Annotated in this window: 22 protein-coding genes and 1 pseudogene; 15 read left to right on the top strand and 8 right to left on the bottom strand. The window is 57.7% G+C overall.

What is annotated here, in order from left to right:
* The first annotated feature begins 36 nt into the window (after positions 1-36).
* Genes ACM6IN_RS28450 through ACM6IN_RS28495 form a run of 10 tightly spaced genes read left to right on the top strand, consistent with a single transcriptional unit; the run spans position 37 to position 13,050 of the window.
* The gene (locus ACM6IN_RS28450) at positions 37-1,734 is read left to right on the top strand and encodes a DUF1302 domain-containing protein (protein WP_414917123.1); all 1,698 of its coding nucleotides are present in this window, start codon (positions 37-39) and stop codon (positions 1,732-1,734) included.
* Positions 1,735-1,746: 12 nt separating this feature from the next.
* Positions 1,747-3,135 carry a DUF1329 domain-containing protein gene (locus ACM6IN_RS28455; RefSeq protein ID WP_414917124.1) on the top strand — a complete coding sequence of 463 codons (1,389 nt, stop codon included), beginning with the start codon at positions 1,747-1,749 and terminating at the stop codon, positions 3,133-3,135.
* Between the two features lie 60 nt (positions 3,136-3,195).
* Entirely contained in the window at positions 3,196-4,299 is a 1,104-nt protein-coding gene (locus ACM6IN_RS28460; protein WP_414917125.1) for a WD40/YVTN/BNR-like repeat-containing protein, read from the top strand.
* 4 nt (positions 4,300-4,303) lie between these two features.
* Entirely contained in the window at positions 4,304-6,778 is a 2,475-nt protein-coding gene (locus tag ACM6IN_RS28465) for an efflux RND transporter permease subunit (RefSeq protein WP_414917126.1), read from the top strand.
* Positions 6,768-8,015 (top strand): MFS transporter, encoded by a 1,248-nt coding sequence (locus tag ACM6IN_RS28470; protein ID WP_414917127.1) that lies wholly within the window; start codon positions 6,768-6,770, stop codon positions 8,013-8,015. Before ACM6IN_RS28465 ends, ACM6IN_RS28470 begins: the two co-directional genes overlap by 11 nt.
* Before the next feature lie 13 nt (positions 8,016-8,028).
* Positions 8,029-8,610 carry a cupin domain-containing protein gene (locus ACM6IN_RS28475; RefSeq protein ID WP_414917128.1) on the top strand — a complete coding sequence of 194 codons (582 nt, stop codon included), beginning with the start codon at positions 8,029-8,031 and terminating at the stop codon, positions 8,608-8,610.
* Positions 8,607-9,590, top strand: coding sequence for a fumarylacetoacetate hydrolase family protein (locus ACM6IN_RS28480; RefSeq protein WP_414917129.1), 984 nt, complete (start codon positions 8,607-8,609; stop codon positions 9,588-9,590). The genes ACM6IN_RS28475 and ACM6IN_RS28480 overlap by 4 nt, the downstream gene beginning before the upstream one ends.
* A 9-nt stretch (positions 9,591-9,599) precedes the next feature.
* Positions 9,600-10,601, top strand: a complete 1,002-nt coding sequence (locus ACM6IN_RS28485) for an NAD-dependent epimerase/dehydratase family protein (protein ID WP_414917130.1) — start codon at positions 9,600-9,602, stop codon at positions 10,599-10,601.
* Positions 10,579-11,373, top strand: coding sequence for a cyclase family protein (locus tag ACM6IN_RS28490; protein ID WP_414917131.1), 795 nt, complete (start codon positions 10,579-10,581; stop codon positions 11,371-11,373). Before ACM6IN_RS28485 ends, ACM6IN_RS28490 begins: the two co-directional genes overlap by 23 nt.
* A gap of 45 nt (positions 11,374-11,418) precedes the next feature.
* On the top strand, positions 11,419-13,050 hold the full coding sequence (locus tag ACM6IN_RS28495; protein WP_414917132.1) for an arylsulfatase: 1,632 nt from the start codon (positions 11,419-11,421) through the stop codon (positions 13,048-13,050).
* A 59-nt stretch (positions 13,051-13,109) separates the two neighbouring features.
* Here ACM6IN_RS28495 and ACM6IN_RS28500 read toward each other — a convergent pair whose 3' ends face one another.
* Both ACM6IN_RS28500 and ACM6IN_RS28505 read right to left on the bottom strand, forming a co-directional pair.
* Positions 13,110-14,183 (bottom strand): Rieske 2Fe-2S domain-containing protein, encoded by a 1,074-nt coding sequence (locus ACM6IN_RS28500; protein ID WP_414917133.1) that lies wholly within the window; start codon positions 14,181-14,183, stop codon positions 13,110-13,112.
* Between the two features lie 36 nt (positions 14,184-14,219).
* On the bottom strand, positions 14,220-15,173 hold the full coding sequence (locus ACM6IN_RS28505) for a PDR/VanB family oxidoreductase (RefSeq protein WP_414917134.1): 954 nt from the start codon (positions 15,171-15,173) through the stop codon (positions 14,220-14,222).
* A gap of 293 nt (positions 15,174-15,466) precedes the next feature.
* On the opposite strand from ACM6IN_RS28505, the gene ACM6IN_RS28510 reads away from it, so the two are divergent.
* On the top strand, positions 15,467-15,937 hold the full coding sequence (locus ACM6IN_RS28510) for a MarR family winged helix-turn-helix transcriptional regulator (RefSeq protein ID WP_122692564.1): 471 nt from the start codon (positions 15,467-15,469) through the stop codon (positions 15,935-15,937).
* Positions 15,938-16,056: 119 nt separating this feature from the next.
* Positions 16,057-16,572, top strand: a complete 516-nt coding sequence (locus ACM6IN_RS28515) for a cupin domain-containing protein (RefSeq protein WP_414917135.1) — start codon at positions 16,057-16,059, stop codon at positions 16,570-16,572.
* A 710-nt stretch (positions 16,573-17,282) separates the two neighbouring features.
* Here the strand turns inward: ACM6IN_RS28515 and ACM6IN_RS28520 are convergent.
* Together ACM6IN_RS28520 and ACM6IN_RS28525 are read right to left on the bottom strand one after the other, a co-directional pair.
* On the bottom strand, positions 17,283-18,026 hold the full coding sequence (locus ACM6IN_RS28520) for an SDR family NAD(P)-dependent oxidoreductase (protein ID WP_414917136.1): 744 nt from the start codon (positions 18,024-18,026) through the stop codon (positions 17,283-17,285).
* Positions 18,027-18,038: 12 nt separating this feature from the next.
* Positions 18,039-18,446, bottom strand: coding sequence for a DoxX family protein (locus ACM6IN_RS28525; RefSeq protein ID WP_077572855.1), 408 nt, complete (start codon positions 18,444-18,446; stop codon positions 18,039-18,041).
* Between the two features lie 96 nt (positions 18,447-18,542).
* On the opposite strand from ACM6IN_RS28525, the gene ACM6IN_RS28530 reads away from it, so the two are divergent.
* Positions 18,543-18,923: a winged helix-turn-helix transcriptional regulator gene (locus tag ACM6IN_RS28530; RefSeq protein ID WP_034154307.1), complete on the top strand. Its 381-nt coding sequence runs from the start codon at positions 18,543-18,545 to the stop codon at positions 18,921-18,923.
* Between the two features lie 640 nt (positions 18,924-19,563).
* Here ACM6IN_RS28530 and ACM6IN_RS28535 read toward each other — a convergent pair.
* Both ACM6IN_RS28535 and ACM6IN_RS28540 read right to left on the bottom strand, forming a co-directional pair.
* A pseudogene (locus tag ACM6IN_RS28535) lies at positions 19,564-19,677 on the bottom strand (oxaloacetate decarboxylase); the annotation flags it as partial.
* A gap of 260 nt (positions 19,678-19,937) precedes the next feature.
* Positions 19,938-20,867, bottom strand: coding sequence for a LysR substrate-binding domain-containing protein (locus tag ACM6IN_RS28540; protein WP_414917137.1), 930 nt, complete (start codon positions 20,865-20,867; stop codon positions 19,938-19,940).
* A gap of 229 nt (positions 20,868-21,096) precedes the next feature.
* Between ACM6IN_RS28540 and ACM6IN_RS28545 the strand changes: the two genes are divergently transcribed.
* Positions 21,097-22,383, top strand: a complete 1,287-nt coding sequence (locus ACM6IN_RS28545; protein WP_077573066.1) for a dicarboxylate/amino acid:cation symporter — start codon at positions 21,097-21,099, stop codon at positions 22,381-22,383.
* A gap of 10 nt (positions 22,384-22,393) precedes the next feature.
* On the top strand, positions 22,394-23,893 hold the full coding sequence (locus ACM6IN_RS28550; RefSeq protein WP_414917138.1) for an amino acid racemase: 1,500 nt from the start codon (positions 22,394-22,396) through the stop codon (positions 23,891-23,893).
* 130 nt (positions 23,894-24,023) lie between these two features.
* On the opposite strand, the gene ACM6IN_RS28555 is transcribed toward ACM6IN_RS28550, so the two are convergent.
* Both ACM6IN_RS28555 and ACM6IN_RS28560 read right to left on the bottom strand, forming a co-directional pair.
* Entirely contained in the window at positions 24,024-24,680 is a 657-nt protein-coding gene (locus ACM6IN_RS28555) for a dTMP kinase (protein ID WP_414917139.1), read from the bottom strand.
* Positions 24,681-24,737: 57 nt separating this feature from the next.
* Positions 24,738-25,919, bottom strand: a complete 1,182-nt coding sequence (locus ACM6IN_RS28560) for a XylR family transcriptional regulator (protein ID WP_414917140.1) — start codon at positions 25,917-25,919, stop codon at positions 24,738-24,740.
* Positions 25,920-26,065: the final 146 nt, after the last annotated feature.

Genomic DNA, 26,065 nt, shown 5'->3' on the forward strand with positions numbered 1-26,065 from the left:
CAGCAGTTACCACTATAAAAACAAGAGGTTAACGCGATGGTTAGTTCTACGACTGCGGCGCTCGCGCGTCGCCCGGTCTGCTCGTCTGCACCCTTTGGTTTGAGCGTTGCTGCGCTGCTGGTGCTGTGCAGCCAGACCGCTCACGCTTTCGACATCGATACCGGCAACCCGGATTTCAAGCTGCGCTGGGACAACACGATCAAGTACAGCGCTGCCTGGCGTACGCAGAATCCGAGCAGCAAGTTGACCGAGGGGCAGGTTGCGCTCAATCAGGACGATGGCGATCGTGCCTTTAAAAAGGGCCTGATCTCCAATCGCACCGACATCCTCTCGGAGCTGGATCTGTCGTTTCAGGATTTCGGCGCACGTTTGAGCGGCGCAGCGTGGTACGACAGCGAGTACCAGGGCAACAACGACAATAACGATCCGAGCCGCGCCAACGCACGGTCGGTCGGCTACGACGAGTTCACCGATGACACCCGTCATTTGCACGGTGGTGACGGTGAAATCCTCGACGCGTTCGTCTACTGGAACGGTGAACTGGCCGACCGCGCAACGTCAGTGCGCGCCGGCCGTCATGGCCTGATCTGGGGCGAAAGCCTTTTCTTCGGCGCCAACGGCATTGCCGGTGGCATGGCCCCGGTTGACGTGGTCAAGGCGCAGTCGGTGCCGAACACGCAGTTCAAGGAAATCACCCGTCCGGTCAATCAACTGTCTGGCACCTTCCAACTGACGGACGACGTATCGCTCGGGGCCTACTACCAACTTGAATGGGAAGAAACCCGACTGCCCGCTGCCGGCAGCTATTTCTCCACCAGCGACACTATCGGCGAAGGCAATGAGCGTTTGATCGTCGGGGCACCGTTTCCGGCATTCCTCGGCGGCAACCCGGCCAGTCCCGCTGCGTTTTTCCACGGTAACGATAAGGAAGCGCGCAGTTCGGGGCAGGGCGGTCTGCAACTGAAATACAGCGCTGAGACCGTCGAGTACGGCCTCTACGCCATCCAGTACCACGACAAGACGCCGAAGCTGTATCTGAAACCGTCGACGGCGGCGCCGAACTTCAGCACCGGCCAGATCGGCGAGTACTACTGGGTTTACCCCGAAGATATTCGCGCGCTGGGCGCGAGCTTTTCCACCACCGTGGACGAGTACAGCTTCGCCGGTGAAGCGTCGATGCGCTGGAACATGCCGCTGGTTTCGAACGGTCAGACCGTGCTGCCCGGCGTCATTGCCGACAACGATGATGACGCGCTCTACGCCGTGGGTCGCACCGCTCACGTCAACTTGAACGTGTTGGCATCGTTTGGCCCCAACTTCATCGCCCGCGAGTCCGGACTGGTTGGCGAAGTGGCGTGGAACCGCCTGCTCAGCGTCACCAAAAATCGCGCCGCGCTGGACCCGAACGCCACCGATGATGGCCTCGGTTTCAAAGTCGTCTACACGCCGACCTACCGCCAGTTCTTCTCCGGCATCGATATCAGCATTCCGGTCGGCGTCAGTTATTTCCCGCTGGGCAAATCAGCGGTGGTCAGTTCGTTCGGCCCGGACAACGGTGGCGACATCAACATCGGCATCACCGCCACTTACCTCGATCGCGTCACGGCCGGCCTGACCTACACGCATTACTACGGCGCTGAGGACACCAACCTCAACGGCCTCAGCCAGTTCAATTACAAGCAATCGCTGAAGGATCGGGATTACCTCGCCTTCTCCGTCAAGACCACGTTTTAAGAGGACTTGCGCATGACTTCTCACCACCACAATCGCTTCCCACGGATGAAGGCCCTGTGCTTTGCCTTGCTCGGAACGCTGACCGTCCTGAGTCAGGTTGCAACGGCGGCCACCGCAGAAGAGGCGGCCAAACTGTCGAGCAGTCTCACGCCAATGGGTGCCGAGCGCGCAGGCAATGCCGACGGCAGCATTCCAGCCTGGCAGGGCGGTTACACCAAGGTCGACCCGGCGTACAAACCGGGCGGCAAACGCAGCGATCCGTTTGCGGCCGACAAGCCGCTGTTCAGCATCACCTCGAAAAACCTGGCGCAATACGCTGGCAAGCTCAGCGATGGCACCAAGGAAATGTTCAAGCGTTTTCCCGACACCTATCGCATCGATGTCTATCCGACCCGTCGCTCGGCCGCCGCACCGCAATGGGTGTACGACAACACTCTGAAAAACGCGACCCGCGCCAAGCTGGTCGACAGCAGCGCTGGACCGGTGCCCGAAGGTGCGTTTGGCGGTATTCCATTCCCGATTCCGCATAACGGCGCGGAAGCCATGTGGAACCACATCCTCAACTGGCGCGGCACGTCACTGGCCATGCACTTTCGCCATTACCTGATGACCGCAGATGGCAAACAGGTGATGACCACCGACGGCCAGGCGATCCAGGACATGCCGTATTACTACCAGGACGGCACGCCGGAAAGTTTCGCCGGTGATTACTGGCTGTTCCGCCTGCTGAACGTCGGCCCGCCATTGCGTGCCGGTGAGCAAATCATGGGGCGCACCAATATCAACGGCGACAAGTCCCAGGCTCACGTCTATCTGACCGGCCAGCGCCGCGTGCGCAAGTTGCCGAATGCCTGCTGCGACACACCGACGCCGGCAACCGCCGGGGTGATGTCGTTCGATGAGTTGAGCGTGTTCCAGGGGCGCATCGATCGCTTCGACTGGAAACTGGTCGGCAAGCAGGAAATGTATATCCCCTACAACACCAACAAAGTCCTGACCGCCGGCAAACCGGAAGACCTGTTTCTGGCCCATCACATGAATCCCGATTACGTGCGCTGGGAGTTGCACCGCGTGTGGGTGGTGGACGCCCAACTCGCGCCGGGCAAGCGTCACCAACTGCCGAAGGGCCGCTACTACCTCGACGAAGATACTTGGCAAGCGATGCTCGGCGATCGCTGGGACGCCAATGGCCAACTCGCCAAAACCTTGTGGTCGCTACCGGCCGTGCTGCCGGATCTGCCAGCGCAGGCGCAGCTGTCTTCGGGTTTCTACGACCTGACCTCCGGCGCCTGGTTTATCCAGAACGTCTACACCGGCCTGCCTGAGCAGTACGGCGTGGTCGATCGCTACAAGGCGTCGGAATTCTCGCCGGCGGCGATGGCGGGTGCCGGGGTCCGTTGAATCGGGCCGGATCGCCACACGGTGCGGCGATCCGGTTTCACAGGTGGTTTCGAGGTCGGTATGAACAGAATCTGTCAGGTGCTCGGGCGGTTGTTAGCGCTGCTGGCGCTGCCTTGCGTATTACCCGTGAGCCAGGCTCAGGCCGCTGCCGTCGGCGATGTATTGCACACCCCGGCGATGCGCGCGCCGCAGGCCCGGCAAGCGGTCTTGCTTGATCTGGCGCGGGCAGGTGCGCGGTTGGTGGCGGTCGGCGAACGCGGCATCGTCTTGCTCTCCGATGACAACGGTATCAATTGGCGGCAGGCGCAGGTGCCGGTCTCCGTCAGCCTTACGGCGGTGCAATTTGTCGATGCCAATACGGGCTGGGCGGTCGGTCACGCCGGTGCGGTGCTGGTCTCCCACGACGGTGGCGAAAACTGGGTTTTGCAATTGGATGGCAACCGCGCTGCGCAACTGGAGTTGGACGCCGCACGCGAGCAATTGCCGACAGCGACTGACCCCGACGCAGCGGCGGCGCGCGTGCAAACTGCCGAACGGATGGTCAGAGAAGGCGCGGACAAACCGTTTCTGAGCCTCAAGTTCAGCGATGCGCGTCACGGCCTGATCATCGGCGCCTACGGCCTCGCGTTTACCACCGAGGACGGCGGCGTGAGCTGGCAGTCGCTGATGGGCCAAATCGACAATCCGATGGGCGCGCATCTGTATGCCATCGCGCAACACGGCGAGCGTTGGTTCATCGCCGGCGAGCAAGGCTATGTGGCGCGTTCCGAGGACGGTGGACAATCTTTCGTCGCGCTCGACAGCCCGTACAGCGGCAGCTTTTTCGCCCTGCAAGTACGCGATGACGGCACGCTGCTGGCGGCAGGATTGAAAGGCAACGCGTTCATTTCCACCGACGGCGGCGACAGCTTTTTGCCCGCGCCTGTACCGATGCCGGTGTCCTTCAGTGAAGCGATCCGCAGCGCTGACGGCCAGCTGTTGTTGGTCAATCAGGCGGGCGCAATGTTTCGCACCACGGGCGACGCACCCACCCTGCAGCCTTTCGGCAAACCGCTGGGCAAACCGATTTCCAGTGTCGTGCAGGCCGCCGATGGCAGCCTGGTGCTGGCCGGTTTCACCGGGGTGACGCGCCTGGCATCGCCCACTGCTACAGCTTCGGAGTGAGGTTATGAAACCATTCGACAACGCCACGGCCAGCCTGGCGAGTTTCGACTCGCGCTCCGGCTCGGTCGTGGAACGCACTTTGTTCAATCACCGGTTGTGGGTGTTGCTGGTGTGCCTGGTGACCACGCTTTTCCTGGGCTATCAGGCCACGCGTGTCGAGCTGAACGCCAGTTTCGAAAAGATGATTCCCACGCAACAACCCTACATCGCCAATTATCTGCAACATCAAAAGCAGCTCAGCGGTCTAGGCAACTCCTTGCGCATCGTCGTCGCCAATCGCCAGGGCGATATCTACGACGCTGAGTATCTGAAAACCTTGCAGGCCTTGAGCGACAAGCTTTACCTGCTGCCCGGCGTCGATCGTGCCTACATGAAGTCGCTGTGGACCCCGGCAACGCGTTGGGTCGCTGTGACTGAAGACGGCCTGGATGGCGGCCCGGTGATCCCGGACGATTATGCCGGCACACCGGCCAGTCTTGAGGCCTTGCGCCGCAACGTGCAGCGCTCAAACGAGCTCGGCCAACTGGTAGCGTTCGATCAAACATCGAGCATCATTTACGTGCCGTTACTGGCGACGACCGCTGGCGGCCAAGCGCTGAATTACTCGGTGCTGTCGGAGCAACTGGAAGCGTTGCGCAGCGAGTACCAGAACGACAGGATCGACATTCACATCACCGGTTTCGCGAAAAAGGTCGGCGACCTGATTGCCGGGCTCAAGCAGATCCTGCTGTTCTTCGCCGTGGCGATCCTGATCACCACCGCTGTGCTGTTCTGGTACACACGCTGCCTGCGCAGCACGGTGCTGGTGGTGTTCTGCTCATTGGTAGCGGTGGTCTGGCAACTGGGTCTGTTGCCGTTGCTCGACTATCAACTGGATCCGTACTCGGTGCTGGTGCCGTTTCTGGTGTTCGCCATCGGCATGAGCCACGGCGCGCAGAAAATGAACGGCATCATGCAGGACATCGGTCGCGGCATGCACCGGGTCGTTGCCGCACGCTTCACCTTTCGCCGACTGTTCTTGGCCGGGCTCACGGCATTGCTCTGCGACGCAGTGGGGTTTGCCGTGCTGATGCTGATCAAGATCCAGGTGATTCAGGATCTGGCGGTGATCGCCAGTATCGGTGTGGCGGTGCTGATTTTCACCAATCTGATTCTGCTGCCGGTGTTGCTGTCCTATGTCGGCGTAACGCCGCGTGCGGCGCAATTGAGTCTGAAGAGCGAGCAGAACGATCAGACCGGCGCGCGGCGTCATGGCTTCTGGCGTTTTCTCGATCTGTTTACCCGACGTCGCTGGGCCAGCCTGTGCATTGCCATCAGCCTGGCGTTGGCGGCATTGGGCTTTGTGGTCAGCCTGCAATTGAAGATCGGTGATCTGGATGCCGGCGCACCGGAGCTGCGGGCCGACTCGCGCTACAACCAGGACGATGCGTTTCTGACCCGGCATTACGGCGCCAGCAGTGATTTGTTCGCGGTGATGGTCAAGACCCCGGCCGGGCAATGTGCGCGTTACGACATCCTCGCCAAGGTCGATGCACTGGACTGGCAACTGCGGGCGCTGCCAGGGGTGGATTCGACCAACTCGCTGGCCTTGCTCAACCGGCGCATGCTGGTCGGTCTCAGCGAAGGCAGCGCAAAGTGGTATGAGCTGCAGAACAATCAGGCGATGCTCAACATGATCACCGCCAGTGCGCCACGTGGTTTGTACAACGAAGATTGCAGCTTGTTGACGCTGTACGCCTACCTCACTGATCACAAAGCTGAAACGCTGACGCGGCTGGTCGAGCACGTCGAGCAATTCGCCGCCGCCAATAACAACGATGATGTGCAGTTCCTGCTGGCAGCGGGCAATGCTGGCATCGAAGCGGCGACCAATATCGTGGTCAAGCAGGCCAACCGCGAGATGTTGTTCTGGGTCTACGGGGCAGTGATCGTGCTGTGCCTGATCACCTTCCGTTCGTGGCGCGCCACGCTGTGCGCGGTGATTCCACTGATGGTCACCTCGATCCTCTGCGAAGCATTGATGGTCTGGCTGAACATCGGCGTGAAGGTCGCGACGTTGCCGGTGATCGCGTTAGGTGTCGGCATCGGCGTCGACTATGCGTTGTACGTGATGAGCATCCTGCTCGGCCATCTGCGCCAGGGCGCGAGCCTGTCAGAGGCCTATTACCGCGCCCTGGTGTCCACCGGCAAAGTCGTGATGCTCACCGGTATCACGCTCGCCATTGGCGTGGCCACGTGGATCTTCTCGCCGATCAAATTCCAGGCTGACATGGGCGTGCTACTGGCGTTCATGTTCGTCTGGAACATGGTCGGCGCGCTGCTGCTGTTGCCAGCGCTGGCGTACTTTCTGCTGCCTGCACGGCACACGAACATCGACGCAGAAACGCCGGCGGAGGCAATCAATCTGGCCGTGCCGTCGCGAGCCGTGGCGCTAGATGTTCATCAATCGCGTCATCGGGAGACCTGTCATGGCCGTTGAGTCTTCATTGGAAAACAGCGGCCGCCGCGCCGGTTTGACGCAATCGTTGCTGTTGCTGCTCGGCAGCTGTCTGCCAGTGCTTGGCGCGGTATTGCTCGCACCGGTATTGCCGCGCATGCAGGCACATTTTGCCGATGTCGCGGGCAGCACGGTGCTGGTGCCGATCGTGCTGACCTTGCCGGCATTGATGATTGCAGTACTGGCACCGTTTGCCGGGGTCATCGCCGATCGGCTTGGACGCAAACCGCTGTTGTTGGCGAGCATGGCCCTGTACACGCTCTGCGGTGTGCTTCCACTTTGGCTGGATTCGCTGCCGGCCATTGTCGCCAGCCGCGCCGGCATCGGTCTGGCAGAGGCGGGGATCATGACCTGCTGCACCACGTTGATGGGCGACTACTACAGCGGCGCACGCCGTGAACGCCTGTTTGCACTGCAAATGGTCGCGACGTCGCTGTCCGCTGCGGTGTTTATCGCGCTGGGTGGTTTTCTCGGTCAGGAAGACTGGCGCACACCGTTTGCGCTGTACGCGGTCGGGCTGATTTTCCTGCCGCTGATGGCGTGGAAACTCTGGGAACCGCAACCCCGTGTGCAACCGGCGGCAACGGCATCTGTGTCAGCCCCGCGCGCATTTCCATGGCGGGCACTGACGCCCCTGTATGCGTTGTCGCTGCTCGCGGGCCTGAGCCTGTTCATCGTGCCGGTGCAGGCCGGCTACTTGCTCAACTTGTTGCACGTCGATGCGCCGCAGCAGATCGGCATGACCATGGGCGCCAATCAACTCGGTGTGCTTGTCGGGGCCTTGAGTTTTCGCCTGTTGAGCGGTCTGCGCAGCCAGCATCTGTTGCTGGTTGCCTATGGCCTGGCCGGCATCGGCGGGCTGTTGATGGCCGCTGCCGGCAGCCACGCGCAGGTGGTGGTCGCGGTCTTGGTCAACGGTCTGGGCATCGGCCTGATGTTGCCGACGTTGATCACCTGGATCATGGCGCAAGTCGGCTTTGATCAGCGCGGGCGAGCGGCGGGGTGTTTCACCGCCGCAATTTTTGCCGGCGAGTTCATTAGCCCGCTGGTGGTACTCGCCATCACTTCCGGGGCTTCCACGGCGTTGCCTCAAGCACTCGCCATGATCGGTTGGCTGCAATTGGTCGTGGCGCTGTTTTGTCTGTCCGTGCCGAGGCTCGGTGGACTGTTGACCCGCACGAATGTCGGCGGGCACGACTCCATCAGTAATGGCCATTGAACGAGGAGTTTCCATGCAAGCGCTTCCCCCCTTCAAACGCGTGGTCACCGGGCATGACGCCCACGGCCGCGCCGTCGTCGCCAGTCTCGGAGCAACCGCAAACGTCTTCGCACTGCAAGCGGTGCCAGGCACGGTGTTTCATGAAATATGGAACAGCAGCGGCAGTCCGGCACAGCTCGACAATGCCGACGATCCGACCAGCAAACCCTTACAACAGAGCCCCGGCCCGCAGGGCAGTGTGATTCGCGTCGTCGACATTCCGCCAGACAGTGTGCAGAACCACGTCAGTGATGCCGCTGCTGCGGCCGCATTTGCCGAGATTGGCCAGGCGCATGCCGGCACCGGCCACGCCAGCGCGCGGCACAAACTGATGCACCGCACCGAAACCCTCGATTACGGCATCGTCACCGAAGGCGAAGTGTGGCTGGTGCTCGACGATGAAGAGGTCCACCTCAAACGCGGCGACGTGGTGGTTCAGCGCGGCACCAATCACGCGTGGAGCAACCGTACCGAGGCCATGGCGCGCATGGTGTTTATCCTGCTGGACGGGCGTTTCTCCGCTGAACTGCAAAACTGCCCGGGAGAAAAAGCATGAAGCTCGCAACCCTGAAAAACGGTACCCGTGACGGCCAATTGGTGGTGGTTTCCCGTGACCTTTCCCGGGCTATTGACGCCCGTTCGGTAGCGCCGACCTTGCAGCAAGCCATCGAAAACTGGGCTGAAGCCGAGCCGCGTTTGCAAGCCTTGGCGCGTGAGCTTGAAAACCACGATTGCCGCGAGGCCTTTGCCTTCGACCCCGCGCAGGCGATGGCACCGTTGCCGCGCGCTTATCAATGGTGCGATGGCTCGGCGTTTCTCAGTCACGGTGCACTGATGCAGAAAGCGTTCAATCTTGAGCCGATCGAAGGCGCTGACCGCACGCCGTTGATGTACCAGGGCGCCGGTGATGACTTCATCGGCGCACACGATGACATCGAACTGCCGAGCGAAAGCCAGGGCATCGATTTCGAAGGCGAATTTGTCGTGCTGGTCGATGATGTGCCGATGGGTTGTTCGGCCGAAAGCGCGTTACAGCACGTCAAACTGATCCTGCAGATCAACGATGTCAGCCTGCGTGCGCTGGCACCGCGGGAAATGCGCACCGGGTTCGGTTTCCTGCAAGCGAAACCGTCCTCCAGCTTTGCCCCGTTGGCGATTACCCCGGATGAACTCGGCGAAGCCTGGCGTGATGGGCGCGTCAATCTGCCCCTGCAAGTGCAATGGAACGGCGAGTGGTTTGGCCAGCCGCACGGCGCGCAGATGAACTTTCACTTTGGCCAACTGATCGCCCACGCGGCCTTAACCCGTCGCTTGCGCGCCGGCACCCTGATCGGTTCCGGCACGGTGTCGAATGCCGAGCGCGACGTCGGCTCGGCGTGCATCGCCGAACGTCGGGCCATTGAGATGATCGAGCAGGGCGCGCCGGTGACAGGCTTTATGCGTTTCGGTGATCGCGTGCGCATGGACGTCACTGGCAGCGATGGTCAGTCACTGTTTGGCGCGATTGATCAACGCGTCGTCAAGGCCCACGGCTAAGGAACGCCCATGCGTGTACTGATTACCGGAGCCAATGGCTTTGTCGGTCGCGAACTGCTGCGTTGTCTGCTCGCGCGCGGCAGTTTGCGCGGGCAAGTCATTCGTTCGTTGCTGGTACTGGACACCGACGTCCAAGGCCTGCCAGACGATCCCCGCCTGCGTCGGCACAGCGGCAGCGTGACGGATGCGGCGTTGATGCGCCGTGTCCTCGCCGATGGCATCGATGTGGTGTTTCACTTGGTCAGCGTCCCCGGCGGAGCGGCGGAGGCGCATTACGAATCGGGTTATCAGGTCAACCTGCTGGCCAGCCTCGAACTGCTCGATCAACTGCGCAACAAGGCGCGACCTCCGGTGCTGGTGTATGCCAGCAGCGTTGCGGTGTATGGCGCTGATCTGCCGGCGAAGATGAACGAGCAGGCTGAACTGCACCCGCAATTGTCGTACGGCACACACAAGATGATGGTCGAGCGTGCGCTGATCGATCTGGGGCGACGCGGTGAAGTCGATGGACGCGCGGTGCGCCTGCCGGGGATTGTCGCGCGCCCGCGTGAACCCAACGGTTTGCGCTCGGCCTTCATGAGCGACTTGATGCGTGCTTTTGCCGAGGGCGCCGACTATTGCTGCCCGGTGTCGCCGCAAGCGACGGCGTGGTGGATGTCGGTGCGCTGTTGCGTGAACAACCTGATCCACGCCGCTGAACTGGATGACGCCGCCGCGCAACAGCGGGTCTGGCAACTGCCTGTGCTGCATTTGTCCATCGCCCAAGTCATTGATGCACTGGTGGCAACTTACGGCGAGCAACGCCGTGCGCTGATCAGTTTCGCCGCTGACCTTGAGCTCGAAACCCTGTTCGGACGCATGCCGCCCTTGAAAACGCCGCAGGCCCGCGCTGCCGGTTTCTGCCATGACGGCAACGTCGCCACGCTTATTCGCAACGCCCTCAACCCAGCCCCTTATCGGCCTCTGCCGTTGAACGGAGATACGCCTCATGTCACAGCCCATCCAGCGTAAACGTCGTCTGGTCGATCTTTCGGTGACCCTCGATAACAACCCTTACACAGACCCGCCACCGCTGTTGCCGAAAATCGATTACATGGATCACCAGCAAGGCTGGCCGGAGATGGCGGCGATGTTCCCGGGCTTGCAGCTTGAGCAGATGCCCGGCAATGAATCGTGGGCCGCCGAGCGTTTACAGATCACCACCCACAGCGGCACCCACATGGATGCGCCGTGGCATTACGCCTCGACCACCGATGGCGGCGAGCCGGCGTTTGGCATTGATGAGTTGCCGCTGGACTGGTGCTTGCAGCCGGGGGTCAAACTGGACTTTCGCCATTTGCCCGACGGTCACGTGGTCACGGCAGAAGAGGTCGAAGCGGAGTTGGCGCGTATCGAACACGCGTTGCAACCGCTGGATATCGTGCTGGTCAACACAAGCGCCGGTGCGCTGTTCGGTCAGCCCGGATATCTCGACGCCGGCATTGGCATGGGGCGCGAAGCGACGATGTATCTGCTGGAGCGCGGCGTGCGCGTGGTCGGCACTGACGCCTGGAGCTGGGACGCACCGTTCAAATACACCCGTGAGCGTTTTGCTGCCAGCGGCGATGCCTCGATCATCTGGGAAGGGCATAAGGCCGGGCGCGATATCGGCTACGGACAAATGGAAAAACTGGCCAACCTCGAATCCCTGCCAGCAAGTGGTTTCACGGTGTCGTGCTTCCCCTACAAGATCCGCCATGCGTCGGCAGGTTTTGTGCGCGCGGTGGCTATTTTCGAAGAGTGATCGGGCTATTTGAGGCATTCCTTTAACGACAATAAGAGAAAACCGATGGCTCTATCGCGATTACCGCTGACGGCACTTTTTTGCACCCTGACTATGGCCAGCGGCGTGGCCCTGGCGGCCAGCCAACCGAATATTCTACTGATCGTGGCGGACGATCTCGGGTACTCGGATCTGGGCAGCTATGGCGGCGAGATTCACACCCCCAGGCTGGATGAACTGGCGCAACAGGGCGTGCAATTCACCAGTATGTACGCGGCGCCTACCTGTTCCATCACCCGCTCGATGTTGCTGTCCGGCACTGACAATCACCTTGTCGGGCTGGGCACCATGGCCGAAGCACTGCAACCGTTTCAACAGGGTAAACCGGGGTATGAAGGGTTCCTGAACGGGCGCGCCTACTCGGTTGCCGAACTGCTCCAAGTGGGCGGCTACAACACGCTGATGGTCGGCAAATGGCACTTGGGTCTGGCAGCCGATCAAGGCCCGGATCGGCGCGGTTTCGAGCAGTCGTTCGCGCTGCTGGAAGGCGGGGCGACGCACTTCAAACCCGCCAGCGTTGCACCGACGCCATTGGAGCAAGTGCATTACCGTGAAAACGGCCAGTCGGTAGAGGTTCCCGAGACGTTCTACTCCACAGACTTTTACACCGACAAGCTGATTGGCTATCTGCAAAACACCCAACGTGAAGGCAAACCGTTTTTTGCCTATGCCGCCTACACGTCACCGCACTGGCCGTTGCAAGCGCCCAAGGAATACCTGGACAAATACCGCGGCCGCTTCGATCAGGGCTACGACACCGTGCGCTCGTCGCGCATTGATCGCCTGAAAAAGCTCGGCCTGCTGGACAAGGACTTTCAGCCGGCGCAACCGTTGCCCGTGAACCCGAGACTGCCCGGTTGGCAGCAGCTCACGGCTGAACAGCAGAAAATCGAAGCGCGGAAAATGGAGATCTACGCGGCGATGGTCGACAACCTCGACCACAACATTGGCCGGGTTATCGATTACCTGCGCCAAAGCGGCCAGTACGACAACACGGTGATTGTGTTCATGTCCGACAACGGCGCAGCGGCGGAAAACCACGCGCAGTTTTATCCACCCGGGGTGAACACCGATAACAGCCTGGCCAATCTGGGCCAGCGCGGCTCGCAGATCGACTATGGATTGCGCTGGGCGGAAGTCAGCGCCGCGCCTTTTCACTTGTTCAAGGGCACCACGGCCGAAGGCGGAATCAGTGTGCCGGCGATCATTCAACTGCCCAAGACACTGCGTCGTCAGGGCGTAGAAAGGGGCGTGGCGCGAGTGGATGATCTGGCGCCGACGTTCCTTGATTTGGCGGGCATTACTTTGCCGAGCGAAGCGGACAAACACCCGATCACCGGCCGATCCATCCTGCCAATGCTCGAAGGCAAGGGCAGCCCTCACGACGCTGAGAGTCTGGCCGGAGAGTTGTTCGGCAATGCTTATTATCGCGAGGGCAACCTCAAATTGTTGGGCATGCGCCCGCAAGCAGGGTTCGGCGATAACACGCAGCCGCCGCAATGGCAGTTGTTTGATGTTGCCCAGGATCGTGGTGAAACCCGTGACCTGGCGGCGGCTCAACCGCAGACGGTCGAACGGCTCAAAGCCGCATGGCTCAAGTATGCCGAGCGGGTCGGCGTAGCTTTTCCGCCGCGTTAGTACGGCAGAGGCTTTGAACACAGTGGACGGCATTTGCCGCCGCCACTGTGTTGCGGCCATCAACTTGTCGGATTGCGCAGTCGCTCGATGATTCTGCGGGCACGATTGGCTCCGACGTCGACATGAATATCAATCATCGGACGTGTACCGAACCGGCACATGTTCTGGTACTGCGCTTCGATCACCACTTTGTCTTCGTCGAACGTCAATCGCGTCTGATGCAGAACTTTGGCTGTGACGGCCTCGGGATCATGTTCAGGGTTGGTGGCCATGGTCCAGAAATAGTGGCTTGAGGTGTCTGTTTCCGGCGTTACGCCGTGAAAACCGCGCATATGAAAACCGCCTCGATCCGGGTTGTTCAGATCGTCCGTGCCCGCGTCTATCGCGCCGGTCCAGATGCGCAGGTGATTGAAGTGGAATTCGATTTCCTGCCAGCGGTCGATGTTGCCTTTGAACGGGTAGGCCGCGGTGTAGGTCGGCGGCGGAACGGAATCGGGCATGTGACGAACCACGCGAACCATTGAGTCGTCGCCGTCCACACTCATCTGCGCGTTCATGTGAATACTGGCGTTGCCACCAATGGTATGCAGATGGACATAGCCCAGGTGACTGAGGTCCATCAGGTTGTCGTGGATGAGTTGATAGGGCGCATCGTAGTGATAGACATCACCGTCGAACAGATACTTACCGCTGCTGTGCACGTCATAGACCGGTGGCGCGAATGTCGGCTCAGGATGCTCGGCGCTGCCGAACCAGATCCAGATGATCTGATCCTGCTCCCGGACAGGGTAGGCAGGGACTTTGGCTTTGCTCGGGATCTTGTCCTGTCCCGGAATTTCGATGCATTTACCGCCGTCGTCAAACAACAAGCCGTGATAGCCGCAGCGCAAGCCACGTGCTTCCACTGTGCCACCGGACAGCGGCAGTGCGCGATGGCAGCAGCGGTCTTCCAGCGCGGCGACCTGGTTATCTGCCGTGCGGAAAAGCACCACCGGTTTATTCAGTAACGTACGGCCAAGGGGTTGGTCTTTCAGTTCCCGGCTCAGGGCCGCGACGTACCATTGATCGAGCGGGAAGCTCGGCACAGTGGCCGGGGCAATTTCATGGGCGAGGGGGTGGGCAGCGGTAGTCATGATGTTCTCCGGCGAGCGGTCGAGGCTCGGTTCAGGTCAAAGATCCAATACCAGGCGGGGCGATTTGGCACGTGAGCAGCACGGGGTGAAACGGTCATTGGCAGCGTGTTCTGCAGCCGTCATGAACTGGTCACGATGATCGGCAATGCCTTCAAGCAAGCCCGTGACACAGGTGCCGCAGACGCCTTGCTCGCACGATGATTCGATGGCAATTCCGGCCTCATCGAGCACTTCGAAAACGGTGCGATCGGCGGGGATGTAAAAAATCTGCCCTGTGCTCGCCAACTGAACTTCGAAGGGCGAATCAGCGCTTGCATCGACCGGTGCGGCGGCGAAGAACTCTTTGTGCACGCGATCTTCCGGCCAGCCAGCGGCCTGCGCGGTGTCGAGGATGAAATTCATGAAACCGGCGGGGCCGCACACGTAAAGGTGAGTCGTGGTATCTGGCGCGGCGAGGAGGGCGGTTGCATCGAGTTTCTGTTCGGGCGATCCGCTGTCGTCATGCAAGTGCACGTGGCTGGCGAAGGGCGCCTCTCCGAGCCATCGGATAAACGCGGCACGTTCGCTGGATCGAAAGCAGTAATGCAGCTCGAAATCCGCACCTTGATGATGCAGTTCATGAGCCATTGCCAACATCGGCGTAATGCCGATACCGCCGCCAAACAGCAGGTGACGCTTCGCTGCATCGGCGAGTGGGAATAGGTTGCGGGGTTCGCTGATGCTGAGAATCTGTCCCTGGCTGATCGTGTTGTGCATAGCAGTGGAACCGCCGCGGGAGGCGGGATCCTTCAGCACACTGATGACGTAGCGGTGACGTTCTTTGGAGTCATTGCACAGCGAGTATTGCCGAGTGAGGCCGCCGGCAATGTGGATGTCGATGTGAGCGCCGGCGTTGAATGGTGGTAACGGGCGACCGTCCGCTGCGCACAGCTCGAAACTGCAAATACCCTCGGCCTCGACGACCTTGCGGGTGACGTTGACTTGAAGCATGACTTCTCCCTCCACATTGAAGTGGCTGCTGAAAAACGAACGGCAAAAAAAGGGGCGAGCGGGTGACGAATCAGCCGGGCGCGAAGAAGTAGAAGCGGTGGGAAATCATGGGCGCCACGAAAGGGCACGGCTGGCGAGAGTTCATAAGCAAGACCTGTTAATTATTTTTTTGAGGTTGTGCTACGGCGTATCATGCGGCGCATTGTCCGCAATGTTTGGCTGAGTAAATCCTCAGATAAATTGGTTGCGGTGTCAACCAAATTGCAAGATCTTCGATCTACGGTGTTTTCTCGATGGCTACCGATACACAACTGAACCTGTCGCGTTATGTACCTGGCCTGGTGACGTTCCTGGCGAACAAACTCGCCACCGGGGCTTCCCAGTGCTATCGCAAACACTTCGGGATTGGCGTGGTTGAATGGCGGATGCTTTCAATGCTCGCCGTTGAATCCGACATCACCGCCAATCGAATCTGTCAGGCGATCGGTCTCGACAAAAGCGCTGTCAGTCGTTCATTGCAAACGCTGGAAGCAGCGGGGCGGATCACCAGTCAGCTGGATCCCAAGGATGCACGGCGTTACACCGTGCGATTGACGGCCAGCGGCAAAGAACTGCATGACCGTGTACTCAAAGTTGCATTGGAGCGAGAGTCGCGCCTGCTCAGCGGACTGACCCCGGCTGAGGTCGACACGTTGATTGATTTGCTTGGGCGCCTGCATCTGCAAGTGCCCAATGTGAACAGTTACGACCCGAGTGAGGAGTGAGTCAGCACGCGACCGAGATATAGCTGGTAAATTCGTCGTTCGTCTTTGATATGCGCTTAACTACACTAAATGGTCGTTTAGTTGAGCTATCAAAAAAGATCAAATCAACGGAGCAGGCGATGATTCAACGTAAAGCAAGCGCACAAGACGTGATCAATGCGTTGAATCTCGAACCTCATCTCGAAGGCGGCTATTTTCGCAGAACCTATCAGGCGGACCATCGTGACTGGCTTGAAACCGCTGCAGGACCGCGTTACCTGATGACGTCGATCTACTATCTGCTGACCGAGCAATCACCGGTGGGCCAGTTTCATTTCAACCAATCCGACATCCTGCATTATTTCCACTTGGGCGACGCGCTCGAATACAGCCTGATCCACGCGGACGGTTCATTGCAGACAGTGGTCATGGGTAACGATGTTCTGGCAGGACAGCATCTGCAATTGCACGTACCGGGTGGCATCTGGAAAGCATCACGATTGCTGGATGGCGCAAACGGATTTGGATTGATCAGTGAAGCGGTCTCGCCAGGGTTTGATTTTGCCGACATGGAGATGGGGAATCGCCAGAAGCTCACGACAGCGTTTCCACAGCATCGAGCGTTGATTGAAAAGCTGACGAGGGATGAGGATTGAGCGACGCAGATTCAAAGGATTATCAGATTGAAGGGAAAGACGTTTTGAGGCTTTCAGGAGAATGAAATCTCGTGGGCAACGAGGCCAATCTCGAAACATCTTGTTACGTGTAATGTATATTATGTTAAATCATGTCAATTGATCCATACAACGACAGTTGTCACCGGTAACTAAATGCGCTTACCGCATACGCATCCCCTCTCAATGCCTTTAAAAATGACCAAGACTCTTGGCCTGAAAAGAAAAAGCCGATCATTGGCTGAGCCAGCCGACAGTTGAAACCGGTGATTGCTCGCGATTGCAACTGGCTCACAGTGCGCAAACATTCGAACCGGATACTAGCGATGCTCGTGAAGATCGGCGACTGCGCGAGGCACTGTTCGATCTGAGAGACGCCCTTTTATCGCATCTACAGAAGCAGACACACGAGACAAACATTCCTGATCCAAACAGAACCACTCAAGCGATAATTGGCGTCTGAATGAATCGGTCAGCCGACTCCATGTAGGTCGCCAGGTCGATTATTTGTCGAAGGGAAACTATGGTGCAACCGCTGCGCTTGCGGACGCCATTTCGTATCACGAGCTATGTTCGATCCCAATCGCATCTCAAGTATTCTGGCCCGGGCCAATACAAGGTCATCAGAGTCAACTGTGGATCTTGCTGGGGACGAGTCACTCGAGCAATGGCAATCGTATTTGAGGTAACTGTTATCGAGCGCTATCGATGATTTGACCTCCGTCCGGGGTAAGGCTGTAACCGGTCAGGAATTGTGCATCCCTGCTGGCGAGGAACAGTACGACCGGCGCAATATCCTCCTCAGGTGATCCATAACGGTTAAGTGCGTTGGTTGGCGCGGGCGTACTGGCATCAACCCCCCAAGTGTCAGCGACCGGCATGACGTTGTTAACAGTAATGTTGTCAGCGCCCCACTCCCTTGCTGCCGAGCGAGTAAGAGCACGGACTGCCTCCTTCGCCATGTTGTACGGTGCATAACCTTGCAAGCCAATCACACCTGCCAGCGATGCAAAGTTAATGACACGCCCTTCCCCACTGGCTTTGAGATGTGGGTAGCAGGCTTGCATCGTCCGTAGATAGGCAATCGGCCCCATCTCCAAATTGCGTTGCAGCTGCTCGGTCGACAAGTCGAGAACGGAGGATGAGACCACTGAAGGGTCAAAGGCATTATTCACAAGAATATCGATGCGCCCATATTCAACCACGACCTTTTCCACGGCGACACTGATCTGACTCGGGTCGGACACATCGCAGACTACTCCGAGGGCGGTACCGCCAGCAGCCTGGATCTCAGCGACAACACCAGCCACATTCTCAGCCGTCCTTGAAACAACGGCGACATTTGCACCTTCTTTTGCAAAGAGCTTTGCGGTAGCGCGACCGATACCACGACCGGCTCCGATGACAATGGCTACTTTTCCGTTTAGTCGGGACATTACGATCTCCAGTTATTTAGAGGTTAATGAATGAGCCGCAGCGACTTGCACGTATGGTGACGGCACGTCACGAGCGGCATTTTGGGTGACAAAAGAAGTGATCAGCAGCGCGAGACAGATAGCCGCCGGTAAGGCTCCGCTAGGCTTGCGGACATTTAAATGCGCGAACGCTGAGAGCAGTAGGTGATAAAGCATGCCGGCGTAGGCGAGATCACTAAGCGAGACGTTAATGCGTAGAAGGATGGCAACCACGGCCAGGATCTTCACCGCAATGAGCAGCGGCATCAGGGTGGCGGGATATCCAAGGTCGGCAAGTGCTTGACGAACCCATTCCCTTTTGACCAGGTACATCGTCGCCGAAGCCAAATACAACATCGACAGAAGTGTTGTGCTGATCCAGTAAATGTAGATTTCAATCATGAGACTTTTCCTAAGCAGGCATTGATGCGTCGACTTAGGTCTACGATGTCGCCTAATATGAAAAGCTACAAGTAGGATGAAAAAGTGGTGCTTAGTATGGAAAACCAGACTATTGATGACGATCAGATCAACATGCATGAGGAAATGCGCCGTGCATTCGCGCTCCTCTCAGGCAAGTGGAAGCTGGAAATCATGTGGTTGTTGAACCAGCGAATCTATCGCTTCGGAGAACTGCGTAAAGCGATCAGCGGTATCACTCAGCACATGCTGACAGCACAGCTTCGTGAGCTTGAAAACGATGGCCTGGTATCGCGAACAGTCTTCGCAGAAGTCCCCCCACGCGTCGAATATGAGATGACGGCAAAAGCCCGTGCGCTAGGGCCAACGATGGAGGCACTCGCGCTATGGTGGAGTGAGTATGGTCAAAGCGTACCGGTGAAACCAAGCTCACGGGGTCGTAAACCTAAAAGCGGTTGAGCCTGAGTGTTTCGCCCGATTGACCTTCGAATTGCTCTGAAGCAGGTATGCGCAAGTCGCGACCAATACTGCGTTTCCTGCCCTGGTCAATCTACCTCGTCCCTCTACACGGTAAGCACTTCCAATATTTACGTAAGGGGCCATGTGCGCCTTGCACCGGGTCTAGATCTGGAAACGGCAGTTCGTCAATCTTCACCAGTTGCGACTTGCTTGGTGCCGCGCGACAGATGTCCGCGTGCTGTGCCGCCGGGCAAGCAGAGACCACCAGAAATACGAGTACAGGTAGGTTCGGATTGTTGGGAATACAGCCATTGTGCTCAAGCATCAGAATTTGCATAGAAACAGCTCCTGCTTGTGAGCCGAACATTGCCAGGTCTCTGGAGCATGACAAAGCTCGCTAGCAGTTAAAGTCATCTGCCGTAATCATCATCGAGCAGGCAGAAACACTCAGGGCTTCAAGCACTTATTTGAAAAGAAAAAAGCTCCCGGATCGCTCCGGAAGCAAACTGCTGAATACGCAACTGAGGGTGACCAAACCGCATGAGTGCAAGTGCTCTTCTCTGCACGCAAATCATGCCTGCGGATTCAAGCAGGAGGAAACTTGTCGGCAGAGCAACAGGAGCTGATCAGGAGATTTTCATCACTCCTGAACATCCATGAAGTCCCTGGCCCAATTCAAATATGTTTCCGGCAATGTGTAGGTATAGGCCAGCTCGGTTGCGCTGAAGTTTGATGTGCTGCGAGTGAGCTGGCGTGACAGAAGCCGTCTGAAAACAGTTACCGGACGCCAGCAGCACGCGAAACGAACGGCGTAATGCTTGATGGGAAACTCTGGGCATGATCGCTCCTCACTATGGCCTTCATCGTGGGAACGATCAGTGCCAATTCAAAAGTGCGGCGAGACTATCACGCAGAAAATTGAGGGTGATGACGTTTCAGAATGGTTCGATGCGCAGATGTCATTACCCTTGTTTGAGGGTACGATTTCACGTGATTCGAACCTTGGTGCTTCGATCAACTGGCTGCTTTGCCATGAAGATCGCGGGAGGCGCTTTCGAGTGTTTTCCATAAGCTGCGCATCGTAGGATTCTCATTAGTTATGGAGCAGTAGGAACGTATCTCCAGTCGTGTACTCCATTCATCACCACCCGCTTTCACCAACTGACCTCGCTGAAGCTCGTCAATTACAGCGCTCTGTGGCAACCATGCAACGCCGTATCCCTCTATCGCCATTCGCATCAAAAGCATCGCCATGTCTGCTTCATAGCAGCGTTCCAACACGCTCACAGATGGCCCATTTTTGATGACGATGTCTGCAACGCGTCCTAAGAAAGTGGTGGCCGTGTAGGCCAGGTGTGGAACAGGTTTGGTTGACGTGCCAGGCAAGCGATACAGCGGATGCCCTTTCTTGTCAGGTGCACACAATGGAATGAAGGCGTCATGTCCCAACGTCAGGCTGCCGAACTTTGCTGGATCTAAAAGTATGGGCGCCAAAGGGTGGTGATAGACGATCATCAGATCGCACCCCCCTTCCTCCAAGGCGATGACCGCGTCATGAATGTTCGCGGCGACGACTCGCGCATTAAACTGTTCATTATGCTGCTGAAACTGAGTTAGCCACTTCGGTAAAAATGTCATCGACAAGCTGTGGCCGGCGGTCACCTGAATGGAGCGCCCTGGCATCCGCTCTACCTCCCGCAGACTCGAACGCAACCTCATTAGTCCCGCCAATGCTTCGCGGCTTTCCTCACAAAATGTGCGACCAGCCGGAGTCAGTTGGACAGGATAGGTACCACGATCCACCAACTCTGCGCCCACCCACTCTTCAAGCGACTTTATGCGCCTCGACAACGCCGACTGGGTCACACAGCGAACCTCGGCAGCCCGAGAGAAATTCTTCCACTCCGCGACCGCTAAAAGATCATCCAGCCATTTGATTTGCATAACCACACCTCATGTCCCGAGTGAGCAGTTTACGGCCCCGGAGTCAGCGCAAAGCAGCGGTTTCGAAAACTATTCCAAAAACGCATGAGCCTATCGGGATTACTCATCATGCCCCTGCAAACCCGACCATAGAATCGAAATCGTAGAAGCGAGGCCGAAGAGCTTCGACCGAATGACACTTGTCTCCTGCCAAGTAAAAAAAGCAAAAAAACCACTTGAGGATAGCTCCGTGAAGAAAAATAAACTTCCGCGTCGGATCGCAATTGGCATCGCCTTAGGCGTGCTTGTCGGTTGGGCGTGCCATCACTTCGCAGGGAGCGAACAAAACGCCAAAGAGATAGCGTCTTACTTCTCGATGGTCACTGACATCTTTTTACGCATGATCAAGATGATCATCGCTCCTCTGGTGTTCGCCACCTTGGTCGGCGGAATTGCCAGCATGGGAAACTCTCGCTCCGTTGGCCGCATTGGCCTAAGAGCCATGGTCTGGTTCGTCACCGCTTCGGTGGTCTCGCTGGCAATCGGCATGGGCCTGGTGAACCTGTTTCAGCCTGGCGCAGGACTGAACATGGAGGTCGTCCAGCACGCGGCGAGTCCCGTTGTAAACACCGGGGATTTCAGCCTCAAGGTTTTCATCAGCCATGTGTTTCCACGCAGCATCGCTGAAGCAATGGCCAACAACGAAATCCTGCAAATCGTGGTCTTCTCGTTGTTCTTCGGTTTTGCCTTGGCGGGTGTGAAGCGAGCAGGTTACACAACGATAGTCGATGGCATCGAAGAGCTGGCCAAGGTGATGTTCAAGGTCACGGACTTCGTCATGGCCTTCGCGCCCATCGGTGTATTTGCAGCCATCGCATCAGCTATCACCACTCAAGGCCTCGGATTGATTGTTGATTACGGCAAGCTAATTGCCGAGTTCTACCTGGGCATTGTGATTCTGTGGTGTGTGTTGTTCGGTGCTGGCTACCTGTTCTTGGGCCGCTCGGTATTTACGTTGGGTAAGCTGATTCGCGAACCTGTTCTGTTAGCGTTTTCTACTGCCAGTAGCGAGTCTGCATATCCCAAAACCATGGAGGCACTAGAGAAATTTGGTGCGCCAAAACGCGTTTCCAGCTTCGTTCTACCGCTGGGCTACTCGTTCAACCTTGATGGTTCAATGATGTATCAAGCGTTCGCCATCATGTTCATTGCCCAAGCCTACAACGTCGACCTGAGCTTCACACAGCAACTGCTAATCCTTCTGACGCTGATGATCACCAGCAAGGGGATGGCAGGTGTAGCGCGAGCATCGGTGGTTGTGGTGGCGGCGACGTTGCCCATGTTCAACCTTCCCGAAGCAGGCATTTTGCTGATCCTCGGCATTGATCAATTCCTCGACATGGCCAGAACTGCCACCAATGTGGTTGGCAATAGCATTGCAACTGCAGTGGTTGCCAAATCAGAGCCACATGAAGAGGCTGAAGACGAGCCCGAAAACGCATCTGCAATCCCTACCCAAACTGTAGCCAGCGCTTGAGAGCATAGAGATGAAAGGTAAATCGAAGCCGTCCAGCAAGTCATCGTTTGCTCGCAAATTAGGTATCGTCGGCGGACTTGGATCACTGGCCGGCGGCGATCTTTTCTACAAGTTGGTGAAGTCCAGAGCGGTTTTGGAAGATCAAGGCCGCTACCACTTCCTGTTTGAGCAACACCCCTTCAAGGACGTCCTGATGCCCCTTGATCAGGGCGCCAACATGAGCTCCAGAAAGTTCTACGTGTTCCAGGTTTGCCAGACATTCGAGGCCAGCGAAGTAAACGCAGTATTACTGCCTTGTTTCGCCAGCCACACGTTTCGTGAGGAGATCCAGGAGGAGATAGGAATACCTGTCTTGGACATGATGACGGCATTGCGCAAGCACATCGATCATGTCGCGGAGCCTGGTACCACGTTGGGCATCGTCGCTTCGGACTATGTCAGGCACTCCGGGATGTTCGAGCGCTATTTTGGCACCGACTTCAAGCTGGTCTATCCCCGTGACACCGAGCAGTCTGGGTTAATGGACGCCATGTATGGGGTCAACGGCATCAAAGATGGACACCTTGATGGGGTGCCAGTGGAGTGCGTGTATCAGGCATGCCTCTCACTTCAGGATCAGGGTGCCACGATAATTCTGCCCGGCATGACTGAGCTCTCATTGGTCTGCGGTGATCTTCAAAGACGTGGCCTGGCTGTCCTGGATATCAACGAGATTTATGCGACTTTTGCCACCTTGGAAAAAGGCCAGTCAACCCGCCCGCCATTTAAGCTTGGGATAGTAGGCGGAGTTGGGCCGGCGGCAACGGTCGACTTCATGGGTAAGGTCGTGGCGCACACACCCGCAGGCCGCGACCAGGAGCACATCAAAATGGTGGTAGAACAAAACCCCCAGATCCCTGATCGCACGGCCAACCTGCTGAATGACGAAACTGATCCAACGATGGCGATGTACGCAACATGCAAGCGGCTGGAAAGCGCTGGCGCCAATGCCATAGCCATTCCTTGTAATACCGCTCATGCATTTGTTGAGCGCATCCAGGCACATCTTCGTGTGCCTATCGTGAATATGTTGACTGAGACAGTAGAGGCAATCGTGCACAGATATGGCGCAGGCAAAACCGTTGGCCTGCTTGCTACTTCCGGCACGATAAAAAGTCAGGTGTATCACGAGGCAGCGCGACGGGCTGGACTTCAAATCATCATCCCTGGCGCGAACTACCAAACGCTGGTGATGGATTCGATCTACGGAGATCACGGAATCAAGGCGGGTTTTACGGAGGGCATTTGTAGGGATCAGTTACTCACCGCCGCAGAGCATCTATGTGAACTGGGTGCAGATGTACTCATCCTGGGGTGCACAGAACTTCCATTGGTGCTCCAGCATAGCGAATCCTACATGATCAAAAATCATGAGGTTGCATTGGTCGACCCGACAACCATTTTGGCATTGAAGTGCATCGAGCTAGCCCAAGAAAATACAGCAAAGCCAAGTCAGCCAAATGGCCTTTAGAGCTGGAAAGCCTGCTCTCAATTCCAATTCCTCATCTAGCAAAAAGGCCCTTTTCGGGCCTTTACCGAAAGGTGACCTTCTACCGCCGAGAGCACCGAAGTGGCAGGCCGTGTCCACTGAACTTCAAGGTCTACGCGATACCCTGAGCGCCAAGACTGGCATCCACTTCGACGTTCAACCCAAGCACCTCACAGACCCGAGAAACCACCAGCATCGTCGCCTCCTCAACCGTTCCTTCATTACGGCACAACATCCAACCGTGATCCTTGACCGCTTGCTCGAACATTTCCGTACACGCCACATGCTCTGCGTGCTTCTGGATCACAGTGCCGCCCAGTCCTCGTGATCGGTTAGCAGCTCTGGCCCATGAAATATCCGGATCGGTGACGACGCCGACATGCAGATCTGGCACCCGCACATCTCGCTCCATATTCAATTGAAGAATCTCGGCAAACGGGATGGTTTGGCGAAACGCCGCATCCGAGGGATACCAGCGATCGATCAGGATGATGCTGTCCAGCGGCTGCTTCGTCAGAACGTTCTGGGAGATCCAGCGACGGCTATCCGCAAGGCGCTGACACACAGCCCACTCCAGATCCCGGCAAGGATTTCTCGCCAGAGTGTTAACCAAGGCCATGGTTTCACCCCTGAACGGATCGCTTTTTCTCTCGCAAAGCCGGATGACTTTCTGGTTGCCCGCCCTCAGTACTTGCGTAACGGCCTCCAATAGTGTGGTTTTGCCGGTGCCTTTGGGCCCATCCAGAGAAACGAACAGCGGACGATTCATTGTTCACGCAACAATCAAGACATTGATGCCCACTCTAACCTCATTTCCGGTATTCCATCAGCGCATCCCTGCCCCTTGCTGATACTCCCGCGGCGTACACCCAAACTCCCGGCGAAACACCGTGTGCAGATACTGCGCAGATTTAAACCCGCAACTACGCGCCACGTCGGCAATCACCGAGTCAGTATTTTTCAAGCCACTAGTCGCCGCCGCCAATTTAAAACGCAAAATCTCGTCATGCACGCTACAACCACGCTCGCTGCGAAAATGCGCTTCAAGTGACGAACGCGAAACACCAACATAAGCCGCCACCTGCGCTGTTTTAATTCCTTGGCAGGCATATTGGCGAATGAACAACAGCGCCTGCATGACGTACGGATTGCCCAATGGCTGGTGCAAACTCGACACCTGCACGTTGACCGCATCGGGAGGAATCAGGATTTGTGTACCGGTGGACGGCATTCCATGGAGCATCTGATGGAGTAATTGCGCGGCGGTACGGCCCATGGTTTCCGTGCCCTGAATAACCGAACTCAGCGGCACCCGGGTCAGGCTGCGGGTCAACGGATCATTGTCGATGCCGATCAATGCCACCTGCTCCGGCACGGCAATGCCTGCGGTCAGACAGGCTTGCAGCAACTGGCGGGCGCGGGCGTCGCTGACGGCGATGATGCCGATGGGTTTGGGCAGGCTTTGCAGCCAGGCGATCAACTGTTCGACGGCGCTGTCCCACAGCGGTGCGCTGGTGCCCATGCCGCGATAGATTTCGCCGTGCAGGCCGTCGCGTTTCATCAGTTTGCGAAAGGCTTTTTCGCGCTCCTGCGCCCAGCGATTGGCCTGCGCTTCCGGCAGGCTGAAGCAGGCAAAGCGCTGCAGTCCCGCCTCGATCAAATGCTTGTAGGCCAGCGTCATCAGCGCGTTGTTATCGGTGGCGACGTAGGGAATCGCTTTCGGATAAGCGCGCTTATCCTCGTACGAGCCCCCTACCGCTACCACTGGCATCTGGATATCGGCCAGCGCCTCGCCAATCAGCGGATCGTCGAAGTCGGCAATGATCCCGTCCCCCTGCCAGCGTTCGATCCCTTTCAAACGACAGAGAAAGTCCTCCTCGAGAAACAGGTCCCAGGAAGCACGGGTGCTGCTCAGGTAGTTGCCGATGCCGCTGATGATGCCTCGGTCGTAGATCTTGCTGCCGTTGAACAACAGGGCGATGCGGTGAACAGGCGGTACGGTTTTCATTGTTTTTATGCTTGTTCCGGGCCTCCGGTCACAGAGGCGATTGGCACAGACTAGGCGCCTGGCAGAAGAAGCTCAATACGCAAAATCGTACCCCGTGTTGATGGTTTTCATAATCAGCGGGCACAGGGCCGTTGCTAGTATCGAGA

Source organism: Pseudomonas sp. IT-P395 (assembly GCF_949767675.1).
Lineage (GTDB): Bacteria > Pseudomonadota > Gammaproteobacteria > Pseudomonadales > Pseudomonadaceae > Aquipseudomonas.